Origin of the sequence: Streptomyces sp. TSRI0281 (genome assembly GCF_001905125.1) — a bacterium.
Classification (GTDB): domain Bacteria; phylum Actinomycetota; class Actinomycetes; order Streptomycetales; family Streptomycetaceae; genus Streptomyces.
Map to the genome: position 1 here is coordinate 132014 of NZ_LWLE01000038.1, position 21224 is coordinate 153237.

The window sequence follows — 21224 nt, forward strand, 5'->3', positions numbered from 1 at the left end:
TGGGAAGATCCTCAGGCGGGAACTGCGTTCCCCTCGGTAGACCGGTTCACGCACAGTACGGAAGGCAGGTGGCGGCAACATGGCCAAGGCGACGGACGGGGACGCCACGCCCGTCCCTCAACGGCTGCTGGCCGCTGCCACCAGGCTCTTCGCCGAGCGCGGCTACGACCGCACCTCGGTCCAGGAGATCGTGGAGGCGGCGGGCGTCACCAAGGGGGCGCTGTACCACTACTTCGGCTCCAAGGAGGACCTCCTCCAGGAGGTGTACGCCCGGATGCTGCGGCTCCAGCAGGAGCGGCTGGACGCCTTCGCGGACGCCGACGCGCCGGTCGAGCAGCGGCTGCGCGACGCCGCCGCCGACGTGGTCGTCACGACCATCGACAACCTCGACGACGCCGCGATCTTCTTCCGCTCGATGCACCATCTGAGCCCGGAGAAGAACAAGCAGGTGCGGGGCGAGCGGCGCCGCTACCACGAGCGCTTCCGGGCGCTCATCGAGGAGGGGCAGAGGAGCGGGGTGTTCTCCACCGCCACCCCGGCGGACCTGGTGGTCGACTACCACTTCGGCTCCATCCACCACCTGTCCACCTGGTACCGCCCGGACGGCCCGCTGAGCCGCCAGGAGGTTGCCGACCACCTGGCGGACCTGCTGCTGCGGGCCCTGCGCCCGTAGCCACCCGGCCCGCCTCCGTACCGGCCCGCCCCGCCCCTCCGTCCGGCCCGCCTCGGCCCCGCTCCGACACCGAGAGCCGTCCCACGCGCTCCGGCGGGTGCGGGATTCTGCGGGCTTACAGGCATATCCGAAGAGCTGTCCGTTTATAGAACGTACATGTCCGGTTCCCGCTCTTGACGGTGCGCGGTCATCTCGCTGAACATCGGTCACGCATCTCGCACCAGTAGCTCCAGTACCCGGCCGGGCACGGCACGGCCGGGTAGCCCCCCGCACGTTCCGTCAGTCCCCGAACGGAATCCGGAGCCCCTCGATGAGCCTGAACCGCTTTGCCCTGCGCAGATCCCCGGCCCTTCCGGCCGCCGCCGCACTCGCTCTCGCCGCCCTGCTCGCCACCGCCGCACCCGCCGCCCAGGCGGCCGGGACCACCGCGGCACCGGCGGCGGTGGCCGCCCCCGACATCCCGCTCGCCAACGTCAAGGCGCATCTCACCCAGTTCCAGTCGATCGCCACCGCCAACGGCGGCAACCGCGCCCACGGCCGCCCCGGCTACAAGGCGTCCATCGACTATGTGAAGGCCAAGCTGGACGCGGCCGGATACACCACGTCCCTCCAGCAGTTCACCTCGGGCGGTGCCGTCGGCTACAACCTCATCGCCGACTGGCCCGGCGGCGACGCGAACAAGGTCCTCATGGCCGGGGCCCATCTGGACTCGGTGACCTCCGGCGCCGGCATCAACGACAACGGCTCCGGCTCCGCCGCCGTGCTCGAAACGGCACTGGCCGTCTCCCGGGCCCAGCTCCAGCCGGACAAGCACCTCCGCTTCGCCTGGTGGGGCGCGGAGGAGCTCGGCCTCGTCGGGTCGCGGTACTACGTCAACAACCTGCCGTCCACCGAGCGTTCCAAGCTCTCCGGCTACCTCAACTTCGACATGATCGGCTCGCCCAACGCCGGTTACTTCGTCTACGACGACGACCCGGTCATCGAGAAGACCTTCAAGGACTACTACGCCGGTCTCTCCATACCCACCGAGATAGAGACGGAAGGGGACGGCCGCTCCGACCACGCCCCGTTCAAGAACGTGGGCATACCCGTCGGCGGACTGTTCTCGGGCGCGGACTACACCAAGACCGCCGCCCAGGCCCAGAAGTGGGGCGGCACGGCGGGACAGGCCTTCGACCGCTGCTACCACTCGTCCTGCGACAACACGAGCAACATCAACGACACGGCCCTCGACCGCAACAGCGATGCCATCGCCCACGCGATCTGGACCCTGTCCGCCGGGACCGGCGAACCGCCCACGGGCGAAGGCGTCTTCAGCAACGCCACCGATGTCGCCGTCCCCGACAACGGAGCCGCGGTGACCTCGTCGATCGCGGTCACCGGCCGTACCGGCAACGCCCCCGCCGCCCTCCAGGTGGGTGTCGACATCAAGCACACCTATCGCGGCGATGTGGTCATCGACCTCCTCGCCCCGGACGGGACCGCCTACCGGCTGAAGAACTCCAGCAGCGGCGACTCGGCCGACAACGTCATCGCGACCTACCCGGTCGACGCGTCGAGCGAGACCGCCAACGGCACCTGGAAGCTCCGGGTGCAGGACGTGGCCGCGCAGGACACCGGCTACATCGACAGCTGGAAGCTCACCTTCTGAGCCTGAGCCCCGAGCCCTTGGGGCCGGGGGCCGGGAGCCGAGCCCCGATCCCTGTGGCCGGGGGCCATGGGGCCGGTCACTGAGCCCCGGACCCCGGACCCCGAGCCCCGATCCCCGAGCCCCGATCCCCGAGCCCCGGACCCTGAGCCCCGAGCCCGGAACCGGCGCCCGGCCACAGCCCCGGCGCGGGGCGGACCCACCCGGTCCGCCCCGCGCCGCCGGGCTCCCGGATCAGCGGTACTTCTTGATCTCCCGCCGGGCCAGCGACCGCTGGTGCACCTCGTCCGGCCCGTCCGCCAGCCGCAGCGTCCGTGCCGCCGCCCACAGCTCCGCCAGCGGGAAGTCCTGACTGACCCCGCCCGCGCCGTGCAGCTGGACCGCCCGGTCGAGGATGTCCACCACCGCCCGCGGGGTCGCGATCTTGATGGACTGGATCTCGGTGTGCGCACCCCGGTTGCCCACGGTGTCCATCAGCCAGGCGGTCTTCAGCACCAGCAGCCGCAGCTGCTCCACCGTGACCCGGGCGTCCGCGATCCAGTTCTGCACGACGCCCTGCTGGGCGAGCGGCTTGCCGAAGGCCGTACGGGACACGGCCCGCCGGCACATCAGCTCGATGGCCCGCTCGGCCATGCCGATCAGCCGCATGCAGTGGTGGATCCGGCCCGGACCCAGCCGTGCCTGCGCGATGGCGAAACCGCCGCCCTCCTCGCCGATCAGGTTGGTGACGGGCACCCGTACGTCGGTGAAGACGACCTCGGCATGACCACCGTGGGAGTGGTCCTCGTAGCCGTACACCCGCATGGCGCGGCGCACTTCGAGGCCCGGGGTGTCCCTCGGGACGAGGATCTGCGACTGCTGACGGCGGATGTCCTCGCCGTCCGGATCGGTCTTGCCCATCACGATGAAGACCTGGCACTCCGGGTTCATCGCCCCGGAGATGAACCACTTGCGGCCGTTGACGACGTAGTGGTCGCCGTCCCGCGTGATCCGGGTCTCGATGTTGGTCGCGTCCGAGGAGGCGACCTCGGGCTCGGTCATGGCGAACGCCGACCGGATCTCCCCCGCGAGCAGCGGCTCCAGCCACCGCTTCTTCTGCTCGGCCGTCCCGAACTGGAAGAGCACCTCCATGTTCCCGGTGTCCGGCGCCGCGCAGTTCAGCGCGGTCGGCGCCAAGTGCGGGCTGCGGCCCAGGATCTCGGCCAGCGGGGCGTACTGGAGGTTGGTCAGCCCGGCACCGTACCCGGCATCGGGAAGGAAGAGGTTCCACAGGCCCTGCCTGCGCGCCTCGGCCTTCAGGTCCTCCACGATCTGCGGGGTGTCCCACGGGGAGGCGAGGAGGGCGCGCTGGTCGTCCGCGGTCCGCTCGGCCGGGTACACATGCTCGTCCATGAAGGCGAGCAGCTTGGTGCGCAGCTCTTCGGTACGGGCGTCGAATGCGAAGTCCATGGGGGTGATCAGCCTTCCTGGAGGGTGGTGAGGCCGTGCTCGATGAAGACCGGGACGAGATCGCCGATGCGGTCGAAACCGGGGCCCACGGTCTGGCCGCGGGTGTAGCGGTAGTGGATGCCCTCCAGGATCACGGCGAGCTTGAACCAGGCGAACGCGGTGTACCAGGAGATGGCGGAGGTGTCCCGGCCGGACCGGGCGGCGTAGCGCTCGATCAGCTCGGCGGGTGCGGGGTGACCGGCCGCGCCGCTGGTGGTGGACACCGGGGACCCGGGCAGCCCGAGGTCGGAGCTGTACATGACGAGCAGCCCGAGGTCGGTCAGCGGGTCGCCGAGGGTCGACATCTCCCAGTCGAGAACGGCCTTGATCCGGTCGTCCGAGCCGATCAGGACGTTGTCCAGGCGGTAGTCGCCGTGCACCACGGTGGGCGCGGGGGAGTGGGGCAGGTCGCGGCCGAGCGCGGCGTGCAACGCGTCGATCCCGGCGAGTTCACGGTTGCGGGAGGCATCGAGCTGCTTGCCCCAGCGGCGCAACTGCCGGTCCAGGAAACCCTCCGGGCGCCCGAAGTCGCCGAGCCCGACGGCCTCGGCGTCCACGGCGTGCAGATCGACCAGGGTGTCGACGAGACCGAGGATCGCACCCCGGGTGCGCTCGGCGCCCAGCGGGGCGAGCTGCTCGGCCGTGCGGAACGGGGTGCCCTCGACGTACTCCATCACGTAGAAGGGCGAGCCGATGACCGCGTCGTCCTCGCAGAGCAGCACGGGCTCCGGCACCGGCACGGCGGTCTGGTGCAGGGCGCTGATGACCCGGAACTCGCGCTTCATGTCGTGCGCGGTGGCCAGGACATGGCCGAGCGGAGGTCTGCGCACGACCCACCGGCCGGTGCCGTCGGTGACGGTGTACGTGAGGTTCGACCGGCCGCCCTCGATCAGCCGGGCTTCGAGCGGTCCGCCCACCAGCCCCGGCCGCTCGCGGTCGAGATGCGCGCGCAGCGGGTCGGGGTCGAGACCTGGCGGGTGGACTGGGCTCATGGTGCGCACCTCCGGGACGGCAGAACGATCGCTGCCCATGATGCCGACCAGTCGGTATGTCGTCCAGTGAACTCCCTGAATCGAGTACGGGAACCCCCTCCACCCTCTGGTCTTCAGTCGTATCTCTGAATAGAGTTCACGTATGGATACAGCCTTGTTGATCGACGAAGTCCGGCTCACCCCGATCCTCATAGCGGACCCGCCCCTTCTGAACACACAGGGCGTCCATCAGCCGTACACCCCCCGGCTCATCGTGGAGGTCGTCACGCGCGGTGGGGTGACGGGCATCGGGGAGACCTACGGCGACGGCACCTATCTGGAGCTCGCCCGGCCGCTGGCCGAGGCGCTGCCCGGTCGCCCGGTCAGCGATCTGAACGCGCTGTTCGCGCTCGCCGAGGAGGTGTGCGGCGACTCACGGGCCGCCGACGACCGGGTCGACGCCGGTGGACTGCGCGGTGTCCGGACCGCGGACAAGCTCCGGCTCTCCGTCGTCTCGGGCTTCGAGGTCGCCTGCCTGGACGCGCTCGGCAAGACCCTCGGCCTGCCCGTGCACGCCCTGCTCGGCGGCAAGGTCCGCGACACCGTCGAGTACAGCGCGTACCTCTTCTACCGCTGGGCCGCCCACCCGGAGGGCGGCGAGCGGGACGACTGGGGTGCGGCTCTCGACCCGGCCGGCATCGTCGCCCAGGCCCGGCGCTTCGCCCGCGAGTACGGCTTCACCTCCTTCAAGCTCAAGGGCGGTGTCTTCGAGCCCGACCAGGAGATCGCCGCGGTCCGGGCCCTCGCCGAGGCGTTCGGCGGGCAGCCGCTGCGGCTGGACCCCAACGGTGCCTGGTCCGTCGAGACCTCGCTGTACGTCGCCGAGCAACTCAAGGACGTACTCGAATACCTGGAGGACCCGGCGAGCGGTACGGCGGCGATGGCCGCAGTGTCCGCCGGGACGGATGTGCCGCTGGCCACCAACATGTGCGTCACGACCCTCGCCGAGGTGCCCGAGGCGTTCGCCCGGGACGCGGTCCAGGTCGTCCTCAGCGACCACCACTACTGGGGCGGCCTGCACCGCACCCGCGAACTGGCCGGGATCTGCCGCACCTTCGGCGTCGGACTCTCCATGCACTCCAACACCCACCTCGGCATCAGCCTCGCCGCGATGACCCACGTCGCGGCCACCGTGCCCAACCTCGATTTCGCCTGCGACAGCCACTACCCCTGGCAGACGGAGGACGTCATCACCACCCGGCACGTCTTCTCCGACGGGGCCCTCGCCGTCTCCGACGCCCCCGGGCTCGGCGTCGAACTCGACCGCGAGCGGCTGGCCGCGCTGCACCGGCGCTGGCTGGACGACGACGGCACGATGCGCGAGCGCGACGACGCCGCCGCGATGCGCAAGGCCGACCCGGAGTGGGTGACACCGCCGATCCCGCGCTGGTGACCCCGCCCCGCTCCCACCCGGGGCCCCGCACCGCCCGCACCCGGAGTCCCGCCCTGCTCCCCACCCTGAGTTGCGCCCGCTGCGGCCCGCGCCGAAGGTCGGAGGATGAAGGCGATCAGCTACAGCAGGTACGGCTCGGCCGATGTCATGGAGTACGGCGAGCGGCCCGACCCGAAGGTCGGCCCGGACACGGTCCTGGTGAAGGTGCGGGCCGCGGCTGTCAACCCCGTCGACTGGAAGGCCCGTGAGGGCCACCTCCAGTCGGGCCTCGAAGCCGTCTTCCCGGTGATCCCGGGCTGGGACGTCTCCGGAGTCGTCGTGCAACCCGGTGTCGCGGTGGACGAGTTCGCCGTGGGCGACGAGGTCATCGGCTATGTGCGGGAGGACTTCCTCTCCCGTGGCACGTTCGCCGAATACGTCGCCGCACCGGTGCGCACCCTCGCCCGCAAGCCGATGGGCCTGAGCTTCGAGGAGGCGGCGGGGCTGCCGCTGGCCGGGCTCACCGCCTACCAGGTGCTGCACCGCACCCTGAGGATCCGGAGCGGCGATACGGTCCTCGTCCACGCGGCGGCGGGCGGCGTCGGCTCGCTCGCGGTGCAGCTCGCCCGGCACGCGGGCTGCCGGGTCATCGGCACGGCGAGCGCCCACAACCACGACCATGTGCGCAGCCTCGGCGGCGAACCGGTGGAGTACGGCGACGGGCTCGTCGACCGGCTGCGGGCCCTGGCCCCCGACGGCATCGACGCCGCCTTCGACACGGTGGGCGGGGAAGCCCTGCGGGCCTCGGCGGACACCCTCGCCGAGGGCGGCAGGCTCGCCTCCATCGCGGACGGGGAGGTCTTCTCGTACGGCGGCCGCTACGCCTTCGTCCGGCCCGACGCCAAGGATCTGGCCCATCTGGCGGAACTGGCCGAGCAGGGCATCATCACGGTCAACGTGGACCGGGTCTTCCCGCTGGAACAGGCCGCGGACGCGTACCGGCTCAACGAGGAGGGACGCACCCGCGGAAAGGTCGTCGTCACCGTGGCCTGGGACTGACACCGGGCCCGGAGGCGACCGGCGTACGGAAGTGACAAGGGCCCGGAGGCGACCGGCGCCGGAGGTGACCGGCGTACGGAAGCGACCGGCACCCGAAGCGACCGCGCGGACGCCCGCCGCCGGTCAGAACAGCATGGCCGCGGCGAACACCGCGAGCGCCACGGTGCACGCCGTCGCCAGCAGTGCGTGGCGGGGCGACAGCGGCTGGGGCCGAGCGACGTTCATCCCCAGCACCCGCCGGTGGGCCACCCGCAGAAACCCCAGCCAGGCCAGCGCGCTCAGCGCCACCGCGACCACGGCGGCGGGGGTCGCACCGGCGTGCAGCGCCTGCCTGCCCGCCAGCAGCGCCACCACCGTGCAGGACAGGGTGGTGCGCCGCCAGGCCAGCCTGGTCCGCTCCGGCTGGAGGCCGGGATCCCGTGGGGGCCCGGTCACCGGCCCTCCCAGCCGAAGAGGACGACCACCACCATCGCGACGGCGACGACGGCGACCGCGAGACTCAGCAGCGTCGGGAAGCGCGAGACCGGCAGATCCTCACCGCGCCGCATCGCCCGCTCGCACCGCACCCAGTGATTCACCGCCCTGAGCGCACAGAGCACACCGGCGGCCAGCAGCGCGAGTGCCAGACCGGCCCGGACGCCCCAGGCCAGTTCCGGCAGGAACTGATCGACGGCGAAACCGCCGCCGATCAGGGCCAGAGCCGTCCGGATCCAGGCGAGGAACGTGCGCTCATTGGCCAGCGAGAACCGGTAGTCAGGGGTGTCGCCCTCTTCACGGATCCGCTGCGGGGCGAACCACAACCGAAGGCTCCGTACGAAATCGTTCACGCCCGGAACCCTATCTGTCGGTTTGTGGTCGTTTACGACCAGGAGCCGGACTCAACGGGACCGGAACTCCCGCAACCGGTGGTGCGCCTCCAGTCCGTCGGGCACCCAGGGCCATTCGGTGAGCCGCGGTTCCAGTTCGGCGTCGGTGAGGAAGGTGTGCCACGCGACCTCTTCCGCCTGAGGATTCACCGGCAGCTCGCACCGCACCTGGTACACGGCCGACCACCAGGAGTGCTCGGCGCTCGTGTACAGGAAGGTGAAGAGCGGTTCGGGGCGGGGGAGCCCGCTGACCCCGAGCTCCTCCTCCGCCTCGCGCAGCGCGGCCTCGTCGTAGGACTCGCCCGCGCCCACGACCCCGCCGACGAACATGTCGTAGTGCGAGGGGAAGACCAGTTTGCCGGCGGTCCTGCGGTGCACGAAGAGCCTGCCCCGCGCGTCCCGCACCTCGATGAACACACAGCGATGGCGCAGGCCCCGCGCGGTCGCCTCACCGCGCGGGGCCTGCCCGACGACCTCGTCGTCCTCATCGACGATGTCCAGGATCTCCTCGGTCCGGTCAGTGGGTTTCATACGGCCCATCCAACCTCACGCCATCGGCGGTGATCCCGGCCCCACGACGTGGGCGACCGGAGCCCTGCCGTACGCGGTCACTGCCCCATGACGTACTTGACGGTCGGGCCGGTCGTCCAGCCGCCGTCCACCGCCAGCTCGGCGCCCGTGATGTACGAGGCGGCGTCCGAGAGCAGGAACACCACGGCCTCCGCGATCTCGGGAGCCTCGCCGACCCGGCCCATGGGCGTGTTCGGGTAGTTGCCGTCGCCCTGCTGAATGCCGACGGCGGCGGTCATCGGGGTGTAGGTCATGCCGGGGTGGACGGAGTTGACCCGGACCTTGGCCGTGCCCAGCTCCACCGCGCCGACCTTGGTCAGACCGCGTACGCCCCACTTGGAGGCGCCGTAGCTGGAGGTCATGGCGAGGCCCATCAGACCGGCGGCCGAGGAGATGTTGACGATCGAACCGCCGCCGTTCTCCTTCATCACGGGGATCACGGTCTTCATGCCGATGAACACGGCGGTCAGGTTGATGTCGATCACCTTGCGGAAGTGCTCGACCGTCTCGGTCTCCAGCGGCTGACCGGTGGAGACGCCGGCGTTGTTCACCAGGCCGTCGATCCGGCCGAACTCGGCGAGCGTGAACTCCGCGACGCGCTGCCAGTCCTCCTCGGAGGTCACGTCGTGGTGCAGGAACCGGGCGTTGTCGCCGAGCGCGGCGGCGGTGGCGGCGCCCTCCTCGTCGAGGACGTCGGTGATCACGACGTTGCCGCCGCCCGCGACGGCGAGGCGGGCGGCCTCGGCGCCGAGGCCGCGGGCGCCGCCGGTGACGATGACGGTCCTGCCGGTGAGGCTGGTCTTGTCGCTCATGGTGCTGTCCTTCATATGGTGCGGGTGGTTCCGGAGCGGCCCGGCACGGGTGCGTGCAGAAACGCGGTGGTGGTCTCGACGAGATCGGCGCGGAACAGGTCCTCGCCGGTCAGCGCCTCGATGCCGTCGAGGTACTGGCGGGCGCGGTCGGCCATGGCCGCGCCGATCAGGGTGAGCGCCAGATCGAGCCGCTCCAGGCGCACCGCCTCGGGCAGCGCGCCCAGACAGTCCGCGATCCGGCCGATCAGCCGCCCGTAGGCGGTGGCGTCGACCGCGGGGTGCAGCTCGCCCGTGCGCAGCCCGGTCTCATGGGTGAGCTGGGCCGAGACGCGCAGACAGCGCCGGCCCCGGTCGTCGGTCAGCAGACCGGCCTCGGCCGTCACCAGGGCCGTGAGCAGCTCCCGTACGCCCGCGTCCGCGCCCAGCGCGTCCAGGAGCGGGGCCAGTAGCTGCTCGGCGCGGGACTGCCGGCCCGCCATGACCGCGTCGAGCAGTCCGGCCCGGGAGCCGAAGTGGTACTGCACGGCGGAGGGATTGCTCTGCCCGGCCAGTCGGACGATGTCCCTGATCTGGGCGCCTTCGACGCCCTGCGCCGCGAAGATCTCCTCGGCGGCGCGGATGAGCTTGTCCCGGGTCTCGGGTCCTGACGTTCTCGCCATGAGCCCATACTAATGCTGGCCATTATTAATAACCAGGGGCCAAGGGCCCCGGAAGCCGGTACAGGGCTGTTCCGCGGGTGGCACCGCCCGTTCAGCGAGGCTGGAGACGCTCGGTCCGCCGCCCGGCCACCGGGCCCGCCGGCATCGCGGGATGCAGCCCGAGCAGCACGATCCCGGTGACGATCGCCGCCAGCCCCGCCGCCTCCCAGGCCAGCGCGCCCGTGTCGGTACGCACCCGGTCGCCGAGGAAGCCGATCCCGCAGGCGATCCCGGCCAGCGGCTGGGCGGCGGTCAGCGCGGGCAGCGACATCCGCAGCGGACCCGTCTCGAAGGCGCTCTGGACCAGGATCAGCCCGGTCACGCCCAGGACGACGACGCCGTACGGCTGCCAGGCCGTCATCAGCGCCTCCCAGCCGCCCTCGGTCAGCCGCTCGCCGCTCGCCCGGGTCAGGGCGTCCTGGAGTCCGTACAGCAGACCGGCCGCCACCGCGAGGAGCACAGGGGCCGCCCCGATCCGGGAGTGCCTCGCGGCGGCCGTCAGCAGCACGGCGAGGCCGACCACCACGCCGATCACCAGCCAGTGGCGCACAGGGTCGGTCACCGGCCCGCCGCCGCGCGGCTCGCCCGCCACCAGGAACGCCGTGACACCGCCCGCCAGCAGCCACAGCCCGGCCCAGCCCTGCCGGCCCAGCGGCTGCTTGGTGCGGTGCCGGGACAGGGCCATGGCGAACAGCAGATTGGTCGCCAGGAGCGGTTCCACGACCGATACCTCGCCCCGGCCCAGAGCCAGCGCGCCCAGCACCATCCCGCAGACCATCAGCCCGAGCCCGGCCAGCCAGCTCTTCACCCGCATCAGGTCGAGCAGCAGCCTGGGGGAGAGGAAGTCGCTCATCGGGGCACGCCGGGCGGCAGCCTGCTGAAGGACGAAGCCGAAGCCCAGACAGCAGGCGGCGCTCACGGAGAGAACCAGGACCAGCACCGACACGATCTCTTCCTCAAGTCAGGCCGGGAGGGAGTGATGTGGTTCGACGATAGTCCCTGCGCCGTACAGGAGCGGTGAGAATGCGGCCGACCGGGCGGTTGACGCCGCCGCGGCCGGTACCGAAGATCTAACGCACGGGTAACTTCGCGCACGGCCCCGGCTCCCCGCCCTGCCCTCTCCTCCCGCTCCCGCACCACCCCGGCACCGCCCCCGACAAGGATGGAACCCATGGCCTACGACGCTGATGTCATCGTGATCGGGGCCGGCCTCGCGGGTCTTGTGGCCACCGCCGAGCTGGTCGACGCCGGCCGTTCGGTGATCGTGCTCGACCAGGAGCCCGAGCAGTCCATCGGCGGCCAGGCGCACTGGTCCTTCGGCGGCCTGTTCCTCGTCGACTCGCCCGAACAGCGCCGGCTGCGGGTCAAGGACAGCCGCGAGCTGGCCCTCCAGGACTGGTACGGCACGGCGGGCTTCGACCGCAAGGAGGACCACTGGCCGCGCAAGTGGGCCGAGGCGTACGTCGATTTCGCCGCCGGTGAGAAGCGGTCCTGGCTGTACGAGCAGGGGCTGCGGCTCTTCCCGGTCGTCGGCTGGGCCGAACGCGGCGGCTACGACGCCAACGGCCACGGCAACTCGGTCCCCCGCTTCCACATCACCTGGGGCACCGGCCCCGGCGTCGTCGCCCCCTTCGAACGCCGGGTGCGCGAGGGCGTCGCCAAGGGCCTCGTCCAGCTGAGGTTCCGCCACCGGGTCACCGGCCTCGGCCGCTCGGCGGGGGCCCTCGACACGGTCACCGGCGAGATCCTGGAGCCGAGCGGCGCCGGGCGCGGCACCGCGAGCAGCCGCGAGGTCGGCGGCGCGTTCGAGCTGAAGGCCCAGGCGGTGATCGTCACCTCGGGCGGCATCGGCGGCAACCACGACCTCGTACGCTCCCAGTGGCCGGCGCGGCTCGGCACGCCGCCCGAGAAGATGCTCTCCGGGGTACCCGCCCATGTCGACGGGCTGATGCTGGGCATCGCCGAGGACGCGGGCGCCCACCACATCAACCGCGACCGGATGTGGCACTACACCGAGGGCATCGAGAACTGGAACCCGATCTGGGCCAAGCACGGCATCCGGATCCTGCCCGGCCCCTCCTCCCTCTGGCTGGATGCCCGCGGCAAGCGGCTGCCCGTGCCGCTCTTCCCCGGCTTCGACACGCTCGGCACCCTCGAACACATCATGAAGTCCGGATACGGGTACACCTGGTTCGTCCTGGACCAGCGGATCATCGGCAAGGAGTTCGCGCTCTCCGGCTCCGAGCAGAACCCGGACCTCACCGGCAAGTCGGTCCGCGACGTGATCGGCCGGGCCCGCGCCGATGTGCCGGCACCGGTCAAGGCGTTCATGGACAACGGTGTGGACTTCGTCGTCGAGAACGACCTCGGCGCCCTCGTCCGCGGCATGAACGCGCTCACCGGCGACACCCTGATCGACGAGGACGACCTGCGTCACGAGATCACCGCACGCGACCGCGAGATCGCCAACCCCTTCACCAAGGACCTCCAGGTCACGGCCATCCGCGGGGCCCGCGCCTATCTGGGCGACCGGCTGATCCGTACGGCGAAGCCGCACCGCATCCTCGACCCGAAGGCGGGCCCGCTGATCGCGGTGCGCCTCAACATCCTCACCCGTAAATCCCTGGGCGGTCTGGAGACGGATCTCTCCTCACGGGTGCTCGCCGCGGACGGTAACCCGCTGCCCGGGATGTACGCGGCGGGGGAGGCGGCGGGCTTCGGCGGCGGCGGCGTGCACGGCTACCGGTCGCTGGAGGGCACGTTCCTCGGCGGCTGCATCTTCTCGGGCCGCGCGGCGGGCCGGGCGGCTGCCGAGGCGGTGGGCTGAGGCGGTCGGCAGAGGGGGTCGGCCGAGTCGGCGGTCCGGGGAAGTCGGCCGAGGCGGTCCGGGGAGCGCCCTCCCCGTCATCCGGACCTCCTCCGGCGGCCGAGCGGCGACTGCGCCACCCGGATCACCCGGGCAGCAGCTCCACCACCCGGAACCGCTCGGCCACGATCATCGTGTCGTCGTCGACGGTGAACTCCGGGTCCCCCAGGGCCTCCCGCATCTCCGCGCTGTGCCAGAACCGCTCGTGCTCCAGCCGCCACTCGGCCACCGACGCATAGCCCTCGCCCTCGTCGAGCGCGTGCTGGAGTCCGACCTCGCCCAGCGACAGCACCCGTACCCCGGTCACCTCGACCACGGCGACCTCCCGGCCCTGCGAGTCGATCAGCGCCGACCGCTCGCCCACCGGCGGCAGTTCCTCCTTCTCCGCCTCGTATTCGGCCAGCAGCCCGGAGGTGGACACCTTCTCCCCGGAGAGCACGGCCGCGACCAACGTGTCGCGCAGCGGGCCGGGGAAGCCCAGAAGGAGGGGTTTGAGGGGTTCGCGGTTCTCCATGACGCCAGTCTGGCACGCACCGGTCGGCCGCCGGGGGCCGCGCGGTGCCCGTACCGGACGGTGGAGGCACGCTGTGCGAACATCCGCCGAATGTGGTCTCATTCCGGCCAACTATAAGGAAGCCCAGAGGAGTTGACGGAGAGCTGCCCTTGACTCGGAGCCGCGCCTGCCGCTTGGCTGTGCGCGATCATTTGCCCACACCGCGTCGAAAGAAGCCTGCGGATGTCCCCGCCTCCGCCGCCCCTGGGCCGCCCCCGCAGACGGGGCGGCCGCTCGGACCACTCCTTCGACCCGGCCCTGGGTGACAGCGAACTCATCGACGCCCGCGACCAGTTCACCCAGGGCAGATGGACCGTGGCCCGCGCGCTGCTCGTCGCCACCACCACCGACTGGGACCGCCGCGGCCATCGGGTCCTCGCCCTCGCCGAGACGGGGTCCGCCGTCGAATGGGCCCGCGACTGGCTGCTCGCCGAACCCGACAGCGCCGATGCCGCCACGCTCCTCGGCTGCGCCGCCGTCGCCCGCGCCCGGCGCCCCAAGGCCGCAGCCGACGCCGTGCCCCTGGCCCGCGAAGCCTGCCTGGCCGCCGCCGGGCGCGCCCCCGCCGACCCGACCCCCTGGCTCGGCCTGCTCCTGCTGGACCGTGCCGTCGGCGGCGACAGCGCGGAGACCGGCAGGCTCTTCGAGGAGATCCGTTCCCGGCACCCCGAACACCACCACGCACACCATCTGATGGCGGCCCATCTCGCCGAGAGCCGCCCCGACAGCGGCCAGGACCCGCTCCACGAGGTCTACGACTTCGCCGCCTGGGCCGCCGAACAGGCCCCCGCGGACTCCCCGCTCGCCGTGCTCCCGGTCATCGCCCATGCCGAGCGCTACCGCGTCCTCGTCGCCGCGGGCACCGAGTCCGACGATCCGGCGGCCTCCGGGCACTGGGCCGGGAGGCGGGCCCGCCAGGTCATGAAGGCCGCGTTCGACTGGTGGCTGGAGTGGGAGCGCGAGGACCACCCCCGCCACCGCGCCGACCTCAACTTCCTGGCACACGCCAAGGTCTGCGAGGGCCGCCCCGCCGAGGCCGCCGCCCTCTTCCACCGCATCGGCCCGCACGCCACACCCGCCCCCTGGGCGTACTCCGGCCGCGAACCGTACCCCGCCTTCCTCACCGCGCGACGTTTCGCGCTCGGCACCCCCTGAAAGACACCGCATTCGGACACCACCGCACGGACGTCGCCACTGAGGACGTCACCACAGAAGGGACCAACCCCGCCATGTCGACGGGCAGTTCATATTCGAGCGATACCGGCACCACGAAGGTGACCGGCGATACCGGCGGGATCAACACGTACAAGGGCGAGGAACGCGCCCTGCGGGCGAACCGGCTCGGCACCCCCGGCCTGCTGCTCTCGGTACTCGCCGCCAGTGCCCCGCTGATGGTCGTCGCCGGGGTGATGCCCACGGTCTTCGGCGTGATGGGCATCGTCGGACAGCCCCTGCTCTACGTCATCCTCGGCATCGTCCTGATGCTGTTCGGCGTCGGCTACGCCGAGATGAGCCGGCACGTCCACAACGCCGGGGCCTTCTACGCCTACATCGCCCGCGGTCTCGGCCCGACGGCCGGCGCGGGCGCCTCGCTCGTGGCGCTGGTCGCGTACAGCGCGATGCAGGTCGGCATCTACGGCATCCTCGGCTTCGAGGTCTCCGGCCTCTTCTCCACGTACCTCGACATCGATCTGCACTGGTGGATACCGGCCCTCGTCGCGGTGGCGGTCGTCGGTGCCCTGGGATGGCTGAAGATCGATCTCAACGCCAAGGTGCTCGGCGTCCTGCTGGTCGTGGAATGCGCCCTCGTCGTGATCTTCGACATCGCGGCCGTCAGCAAGCCCGGACCCGAGGGCCTGTCCCTGCACGCCTTCAACCCGGAGACCCTCACCGGCGCCGGACTCGGCACCGCCCTGTGCTTCTGCATCGCCGCGTTCGTCGGCTTCGAGCAGGCCCCGGTGTACGCGGAGGAGACCAGTCGCCCGCAGATCGTCGTGTCCCGGGTGATGTTCCTGGCCGTCGGCTACGCGGCGCTGTTCCTCGCCGTCAGCTCCTGGGCCCTGACCGTCGCCACCGGCCCCGGATTCATCGCGGACACCTCCCTCAAGGAGGGCCCCGGCATGCTCTTCGGCCTCACCGAGGAGCGGCTCGGCACCACCTTCACCGACGTCCTGCACGTCCTCTTCGTCACCGGCATGTTCGCCGCGCTCCTGAGCTTCCACAACGTCGTCGCCCGCTACGCCTTCGCGATGGGCCGCGAGGGCCTGCTGCCCGCCGGGTTCGGCCGCACCAACAAGGTGAGCGGCGCCCCCGCCACCGGATCACTGCTCCAGTCCGTCCTCTCCGCCGTGATCGTGCTGGCCTTCGCGCTCACCGACGACAACCCGATCGGTGACCCCACCGCGCCCGTACTGCACCTGTTCACCTGGATGGGCAACGTCGGGGCGCTCGGCGTCATCGTGCTGATGGCCGCCGCCTCGTTCGCCGTCATCGCCTTCTTCGTACGCCGCGGCGCCGGCCGGGCCCAGGCCCCGCGTCTCGTCGCGTCCGCTCTCGCCGGTGTCGCCCTGCTGGCCATCGCCGTCTTCACCGTCAGGGACTTCGGCATCCTCGTCGGCTCGGGTCCCGGCTCGGTACTCAACTGGCTGCTGCCCGGCGTGATCGTCGCCGCGCTCGTCGCCGGCCTGGTGTACGGGGCGGTGCTGCGCTCCACCAAGCCGGAGGTGCACGCGAGGATCGGCCTCGGCAACGAGGCGTTCCAACTGGAGAAGGCGGCCGGGGACACCCCCGCCCGGCGCTGAGCGGCGCACCCGCACCGGCCGGGGCGCACGATCGGGACCGTGCCCTTCCGGCACATGACGACGGCGCCCGCCGGCCCGGAGGCATGCCGTGGCATGCGCACCGGGCCGGCGGGCGCCATGGGGCACGGTCCCACGGGCCGTGGGGGGAGGACCGTGCGGGCGGCTGCTCGCTAGAGAACCAGCGACAGCAGCAGGATGAAGGCCAGCGAGACGACGGAGATGATCGTCTCCATCACCGACCAGGTCTTGACGGTCTGACCGACGTCCATGCCGAAGTACTCCTTCACCAGCCAGAACCCGGCGTCGTTGACATGGCTGAAGAACAGCGAGCCCGCGCCGACGGCGAGAACCAGCAGCGCCGCGTGCGAGGTGGACATGTCGGCGGCCAGCGGGGCGACCAGACCGGCCGCCGAGATGGTGGCGACGGTCGCCGAACCCGTCGCGAGCCGGATCCCGACGGCTATCAGCCAGCCGAGCAGCAGCGCGGGGATCGACCAGTTCTCGGAGAACTCCAGGATCATCTGGCCCACACCGGCGTCGATGAGGGTCTGCTTGAAGCCGCCGCCCGCGCCCACGATCAGCAGGACGCCGGCGATCGGTGCGAGGGACTTCTCGACGGTGCTGGAGAGCCGGCCCTTGGTGAACCCGGCCGCCCGGCCCAACGTGAACATGCCGACGATGACAGCCGCGAGCAGAGCGATCAGCGGCGAGCCGATCACATCGGTGACCCGCTGGACGCTGTTCTCCGGGTTGTCCACGACGATGTCGACAAGTGCCTTGACCAGCATCAGGACGACCGGAAGCAGAATGGTCGCCAGGGTGGCGCCGAAGCTGGGACGACGGTCCAGCTCCTCGGACGGGCGCTGCGGAATCATCTGCTCCGGCGCCTTGATGTCCACCCAGCGGGCGGCGTAACGGGAGAAGAGCGGACCCGCGATGATCACCGTCGGGATCGCGACCAGTACACCCAGGGCCAGCGTGACCCCGAGATTGGCGCCGAGGGCGTCGATCGCGACCAGCGGGCCGGGGTGCGGCGGGATCAGCCCGTGCATCACGGAGAGACCGGCCAGCGCCGGGATACCGATCCGCATCAGGGAGTAGTTGCCGCGCTTGGCGACCAGCAGCACCACCGGGATCATCAGCACGATCCCGACCTCGAAGAACAGCGGCAGACCGATGATCGAGGCGATCAGGACCATCGCCCACGGCATGGCCCGCCTGCTCGCCTTCGCGAGGATCGTGTCGACGATCTGGTCCGCGCCCCCGGAATCGGCGAGCAGCTTGCCCAGGATGGCGCCGAGCGCGATGAGGACGCCGACGCCCGCGACGGTCGAGCCGAGACCGGCGGTGAAGCTGGCGATCGTCCTGGCCGGTGCGGCACCCGCGAACGAACCGAGCGCGAGTGACCCGATGGTCAGCGCGAGGAACGCGTGCATCTTGAACTTGGTGATGAGCAGAACGATGACGGCGATGCCCGCCAGAACGGCGATGCCCAACTGCGCGTTGCCGGCCGAAGTGATCGGTTCGACGGCGTCCGCTGCCAGCATCTCGACGCTGAGACTGGTCACGGTGATGATCCTTAGATGTCGAGCCGGCGCAACGCGGCGACGGCTCGCTGGGTGATTTCCTCGGGGGTGCCGGACACATCGACCGCTACGCCGGCCTCGTCGGCCTGGAGCGGCTGGAGGGTGGCGAACTGCGAGTCGAGCAGCGCGGTCGGCATGAAGTGGCCCTTGCGGTCCGCCATCCGCTCCTCGATCAGGGCCCGGTCGCCGGTCAGATGAAGGAAGACGGCACCGGGGGCCCCGGCCCGCAGCCGGTCGCGGTAGACCCGCTTGAGCGCCGAACTGCTGACGACACCACCGAGACCGGCCCGGCCGTGCGCCCACTGGCCGATCGCGTCCAGCCAGGGCCGGCGGTCCGTGTCGTCCAGCGGGGTGCCGGCCGACATCTTGGCGATGTTCGCCGCGGGATGGAAGTCGTCTCCCTCGGCGTACGGAACGCCGAGTCCGGCGGCGAGCAGGGGACCGATCGTGGTCTTGCCGGTTCCTGCTACGCCCATCACCACGACGACGTGGGGGGTGCTCATTGGTGCCTCGCTGTCTTCTTCGACATCGGTCCGTCGCGCTACTGAAACCCATTAGGTACGACTTATTCAAGTGGCTGTGACACAAACGTCGTACTTTTTGTTCCCGAGGGGTGCCCCGTAGGCTTGCCCCATGACCACACAGAGCCAGGGGCTGCATACACATGTGCTGGACACCCTGGGTCTGGAGATCGCCTCCGGCCAGTGCCCACCGGGCCGGGTGCTGCGCAGCGACGAGCTGGTCCAGCGCTTCGACGTCTCCCGTACGGTCGTCCGCGAAGTGGTCCGCGTCCTGGAGTCCATGCACCTGGTCGAGTCCCGGCGCCGGGTCGGAGTGACCGTGCAGCCTGCCGAGGCGTGGAACGTCTACGACCCGCAGGTCATCCGCTGGCGGCTGGCCGGCAGCGACCGCCCGCGCCAGCTCCGCTCACTGACCGTTCTGCGCTCGGCGATCGAACCGGTCGCGGCCCGTCTCGCCGCCCGCAACGCCACCCCCCAGCAGTGCGCACAGCTCACCGAACGCGCCCTGGGCATGGTCGCCACCTCGCGCGGCCAGCAGCTGGAGGGCTATCTGGAACACGACACCGCGTTCCACCGGATCATCCTCAACGCCTCCGGCAACGAGATGTTCGCGCGCCTCGGGGACGTGGTCGCCGAGGTCCTCGCGGGCCGTACCCACCACCAGGTGATGTTCGAGGACCCCGACCCGGCCGCGGTCACCCTCCACGTCCGGCTCGCCGAGGCGGTCCGCGAGAGGGACGAGAAGGGGGCCGAGCGCCTCACCAAGGAGATCGCGGTCGGCGCCCTCCACGAACTGGACGTCCTCGCGCCGTAGCCCGGCCGCTCGTCCGAAGGGGCATCGCTCCGGTCCCCCGCCGGGCGGTCCACGCCGCCGCGGATGACCGCGCGCCACCTCATGAGGCGTACCGTTGTCGTCGGCGTTCGATCATGACAAAAGCTCAGAAACAGGGAGACCACGCTATGCCGCAGCAGGTGCAAGGGGTCATCGCACCGGGGAAGAACGAACCGGTACGGGTCGAGACGATCGTGATCCCGGACCCCGGTCCCGGTGAGGCCGTCGTGAAGATCCAGGCATGCGGTGTCTGCCACACCGACCTGCACTACAAGCAGGGCGGCATCAACGACGACTTCCCGTTCCTGCTGGGCCACGAGGCCGCGGGCATCGTGGAGTCCGTCGGCGACGGCGTCACGGACGTCGCGCCGGGCGACTTCGTCATCCTCAACTGGCGTGCGGTGTGCGGACAGTGCCGCGCCTGTCTCCGCGGCCGCCCCTGGTACTGCTTCGACACCCACAACGCCAAGCAGAGGATGACACTGCTGGACGGCACGGAACTGTCGCCCGCGCTCGGAATCGGCGCGTTCGCCGAGAAGACGCTGGTCGCCGCCGGCCAGTGCACCAAGGTCGACCCCGAGGTCTCCCCGGCCGTCGCCGGTCTCCTCGGCTGCGGCGTCATGGCGGGCATCGGCGCGGCCATCAACACCGGCGAGGTCGGCCGCGGCGACTCGGTCGCCGTCATCGGCTGCGGCGGCGTCGGTGACGCCGCCATCGCCGGTGCCCGGCTCGCGGGCGCGGCGAAGATCATCGCCGTCGACATCGACGACCGGAAGCTGGAGACGGCGAAGAGGATGGGTGCCACGCACACCGTCAACTCCCGTTCCACCGACCCGGTCGAGGCGATCCGCGGCCTGACCGGCGGCAACGGCGCCGACGTCGTCATCGAGGCGGTCGGCCGCCCGGAGACGTACAAGCAGGCCTTCTACGCCCGCGACCTGGCCGGCACCGTCGTCCTGGTCGGCGTGCCGACCCCCGAGATGCAGCTCGAACTGCCGCTCATCGACGTGTTCGGCCGCGGCGGCTCCCTCAAGTCCTCCTGGTACGGCGACTGTCTGCCCTCGCGCGACTTCCCGATGCTGATCGACCTGCACCAGCAGGGCCGTATCGACCTCGGCGCCTTCGTCACCGAGACCATCGGGCTCGGCGACATCGAGCAGGCGTTCGCCCGGATGCACGACGGCGACGTCCTGCGCTCGGTGGTGGTCTTCTGATGACCGCCCGCATCGACCACCTCGTCACCTCCGGCACCTTCGCCCTCGACGGCGGCGAGTGGGACGTCGACAACAACGTCTGGATCGTCGGCGACGACTCCGAAGCGGTCGTCATCGACGCCGCCCACGACGCCGACGTCATCCGCGCCGCGCTCGGCGGCCGTACGCTGCGCGCCATCATCTGCACGCACGCGCACAACGACCACATCGACGCGGCCCCGGCCCTCGCCGCCGCCACCGGCGCACCGATCCTGCTGCACCCGGACGATCTGCCGCTGTGGAAGCAGACGCACCCGGACCGCGCGCCCGACGGTGAACTGGCCGACGGCCAGGAGCTGGAGATCGCCGGGACGGTCCTGAAGGTGCTGCACACCCCGGGGCACGCCCCGGGCGCCGTCAGCCTGTACGCCCCCGAGCTGGCCACGGTCTTCACCGGCGACACGCTCTTCCAGGGCGGACCGGGCGCCACCGGCCGGTCCTTCTCGCACTTCCCGACGATCGTCGACTCCCTCAGGGACCGGCTGTTCGCCCTGCCGGAGGCGACCACCGTCCGTACCGGACACGGCGATTCCACCACCATCGGCGCGGAGGCCCCGCACCTGGACGAGTGGATCGCCCGCGGCCACTGACCCGG

The 21224-nt window shown here is 71.2% G+C and carries 21 protein-coding genes; 10 read left to right on the top strand and 11 right to left on the bottom strand.

Annotated features, from left to right (window positions below; all coding sequences use genetic code 11):
• The first annotated feature begins 79 nt into the window (after positions 1-79).
• Both A6A29_RS41475 and A6A29_RS41480 read left to right on the top strand, forming a co-directional pair.
• The gene (locus tag A6A29_RS41475) at positions 80-673 is read left to right on the top strand and encodes a TetR/AcrR family transcriptional regulator (RefSeq protein ID WP_073729088.1); all 594 of its coding nucleotides are present in this window, start codon (positions 80-82) and stop codon (positions 671-673) included.
• Positions 674-983: 310 nt separating this feature from the next.
• On the top strand, positions 984-2324 hold the full coding sequence (locus A6A29_RS41480) for a M28 family metallopeptidase (RefSeq protein WP_073729090.1): 1341 nt from the start codon (positions 984-986) through the stop codon (positions 2322-2324).
• Between the two features lie 231 nt (positions 2325-2555).
• Here the strand turns inward: A6A29_RS41480 and A6A29_RS41485 are convergent, their stop codons facing one another.
• Together A6A29_RS41485 and A6A29_RS41490 are read right to left on the bottom strand one after the other, a co-directional pair.
• On the bottom strand, positions 2556-3770 hold the full coding sequence (locus A6A29_RS41485) for an acyl-CoA dehydrogenase family protein (protein WP_073729092.1): 1215 nt from the start codon (positions 3768-3770) through the stop codon (positions 2556-2558).
• 8 nt (positions 3771-3778) lie between these two features.
• A complete protein-coding gene (locus A6A29_RS41490; RefSeq protein WP_073729094.1) occupies positions 3779-4801 on the bottom strand; it encodes a phosphotransferase family protein in 1023 nt (340 codons plus the stop codon).
• Positions 4802-4943: 142 nt separating this feature from the next.
• On the opposite strand from A6A29_RS41490, the gene A6A29_RS41495 reads away from it, so the two are divergent.
• Both A6A29_RS41495 and A6A29_RS41500 read left to right on the top strand, forming a co-directional pair.
• Positions 4944-6233: a glucarate dehydratase family protein gene (locus A6A29_RS41495; RefSeq protein ID WP_073729096.1), complete on the top strand. Its 1290-nt coding sequence runs from the start codon at positions 4944-4946 to the stop codon at positions 6231-6233.
• 105 nt (positions 6234-6338) lie between these two features.
• Positions 6339-7271: an NADP-dependent oxidoreductase gene (locus A6A29_RS41500; RefSeq protein WP_073729097.1), complete on the top strand. Its 933-nt coding sequence runs from the start codon at positions 6339-6341 to the stop codon at positions 7269-7271.
• 123 nt (positions 7272-7394) lie between these two features.
• Here A6A29_RS41500 and A6A29_RS41505 read toward each other — a convergent pair whose 3' ends face one another.
• The 6 genes from A6A29_RS41505 to A6A29_RS41530 all read right to left on the bottom strand — a co-directional run bounded on the left by A6A29_RS41505 (position 7395) and on the right by A6A29_RS41530 (position 11163).
• Positions 7395-7706, bottom strand: a complete 312-nt coding sequence (locus A6A29_RS41505; RefSeq protein WP_073729098.1) for a DUF202 domain-containing protein — start codon at positions 7704-7706, stop codon at positions 7395-7397.
• Positions 7703-8098: a YidH family protein gene (locus A6A29_RS41510; RefSeq protein WP_073729100.1), complete on the bottom strand. Its 396-nt coding sequence runs from the start codon at positions 8096-8098 to the stop codon at positions 7703-7705. Before A6A29_RS41510 ends, A6A29_RS41505 begins: the two co-directional genes overlap by 4 nt.
• A 51-nt stretch (positions 8099-8149) precedes the next feature.
• Complete coding sequence (locus A6A29_RS41515; protein ID WP_385732064.1) at positions 8150-8677, bottom strand: NUDIX hydrolase; 528 nt, start codon at positions 8675-8677, stop codon at positions 8150-8152.
• A 68-nt stretch (positions 8678-8745) separates the two neighbouring features.
• Positions 8746-9519, bottom strand: coding sequence for a glucose 1-dehydrogenase (locus A6A29_RS41520; protein WP_073729580.1), 774 nt, complete (start codon positions 9517-9519; stop codon positions 8746-8748).
• A gap of 11 nt (positions 9520-9530) precedes the next feature.
• On the bottom strand, positions 9531-10178 hold the full coding sequence (locus A6A29_RS41525; protein WP_073729102.1) for a TetR/AcrR family transcriptional regulator: 648 nt from the start codon (positions 10176-10178) through the stop codon (positions 9531-9533).
• Between the two features lie 91 nt (positions 10179-10269).
• Positions 10270-11163 carry a DMT family transporter gene (locus A6A29_RS41530; protein ID WP_073729104.1) on the bottom strand — a complete coding sequence of 298 codons (894 nt, stop codon included), beginning with the start codon at positions 11161-11163 and terminating at the stop codon, positions 10270-10272.
• A gap of 225 nt (positions 11164-11388) precedes the next feature.
• On the opposite strand from A6A29_RS41530, the gene A6A29_RS41535 reads away from it, so the two are divergent.
• The gene (locus A6A29_RS41535; protein ID WP_073729106.1) at positions 11389-13044 is read left to right on the top strand and encodes an FAD-binding dehydrogenase; all 1656 of its coding nucleotides are present in this window, start codon (positions 11389-11391) and stop codon (positions 13042-13044) included.
• A 124-nt stretch (positions 13045-13168) separates the two neighbouring features.
• Here A6A29_RS41535 and A6A29_RS41540 read toward each other — a convergent pair whose 3' ends face one another.
• The gene (locus A6A29_RS41540; protein ID WP_073729108.1) at positions 13169-13597 is read right to left on the bottom strand and encodes an ASCH domain-containing protein; all 429 of its coding nucleotides are present in this window, start codon (positions 13595-13597) and stop codon (positions 13169-13171) included.
• A 222-nt stretch (positions 13598-13819) separates the two neighbouring features.
• Between A6A29_RS41540 and A6A29_RS41545 the strand changes: the two genes are divergently transcribed.
• Together A6A29_RS41545 and A6A29_RS41550 are read left to right on the top strand one after the other, a co-directional pair.
• The gene (locus A6A29_RS41545; protein ID WP_073729111.1) at positions 13820-14791 is read left to right on the top strand and encodes a hypothetical protein; all 972 of its coding nucleotides are present in this window, start codon (positions 13820-13822) and stop codon (positions 14789-14791) included.
• 74 nt (positions 14792-14865) lie between these two features.
• Positions 14866-16437, top strand: a complete 1572-nt coding sequence (locus A6A29_RS41550; protein WP_073729113.1) for an APC family permease — start codon at positions 14866-14868, stop codon at positions 16435-16437.
• A gap of 170 nt (positions 16438-16607) precedes the next feature.
• Here A6A29_RS41550 and A6A29_RS41555 read toward each other — a convergent pair whose 3' ends face one another.
• Positions 16608-18005 (bottom strand): GntP family permease, encoded by a 1398-nt coding sequence (locus A6A29_RS41555; RefSeq protein ID WP_073729115.1) that lies wholly within the window; start codon positions 18003-18005, stop codon positions 16608-16610.
• An 11-nt stretch (positions 18006-18016) separates the two neighbouring features.
• Positions 18017-18526, bottom strand: coding sequence for a gluconokinase (locus A6A29_RS41560; protein ID WP_073729117.1), 510 nt, complete (start codon positions 18524-18526; stop codon positions 18017-18019).
• Between the two features lie 130 nt (positions 18527-18656).
• On the opposite strand from A6A29_RS41560, the gene A6A29_RS41565 reads away from it, so the two are divergent.
• The 3 genes from A6A29_RS41565 (at position 18657) to A6A29_RS41575 (ending at position 21219) form a co-directional block, all read left to right on the top strand.
• A complete protein-coding gene (locus tag A6A29_RS41565) occupies positions 18657-19358 on the top strand; it encodes a FadR/GntR family transcriptional regulator (protein ID WP_073729119.1) in 702 nt (233 codons plus the stop codon).
• A gap of 146 nt (positions 19359-19504) precedes the next feature.
• A complete protein-coding gene (locus tag A6A29_RS41570) occupies positions 19505-20590 on the top strand; it encodes an S-(hydroxymethyl)mycothiol dehydrogenase (protein ID WP_073729121.1) in 1086 nt (361 codons plus the stop codon).
• On the top strand, positions 20590-21219 hold the full coding sequence (locus A6A29_RS41575) for an MBL fold metallo-hydrolase (RefSeq protein WP_073729123.1): 630 nt from the start codon (positions 20590-20592) through the stop codon (positions 21217-21219). The genes A6A29_RS41570 and A6A29_RS41575 overlap by 1 nt, the downstream gene beginning before the upstream one ends.
• Positions 21220-21224: the final 5 nt, after the last annotated feature.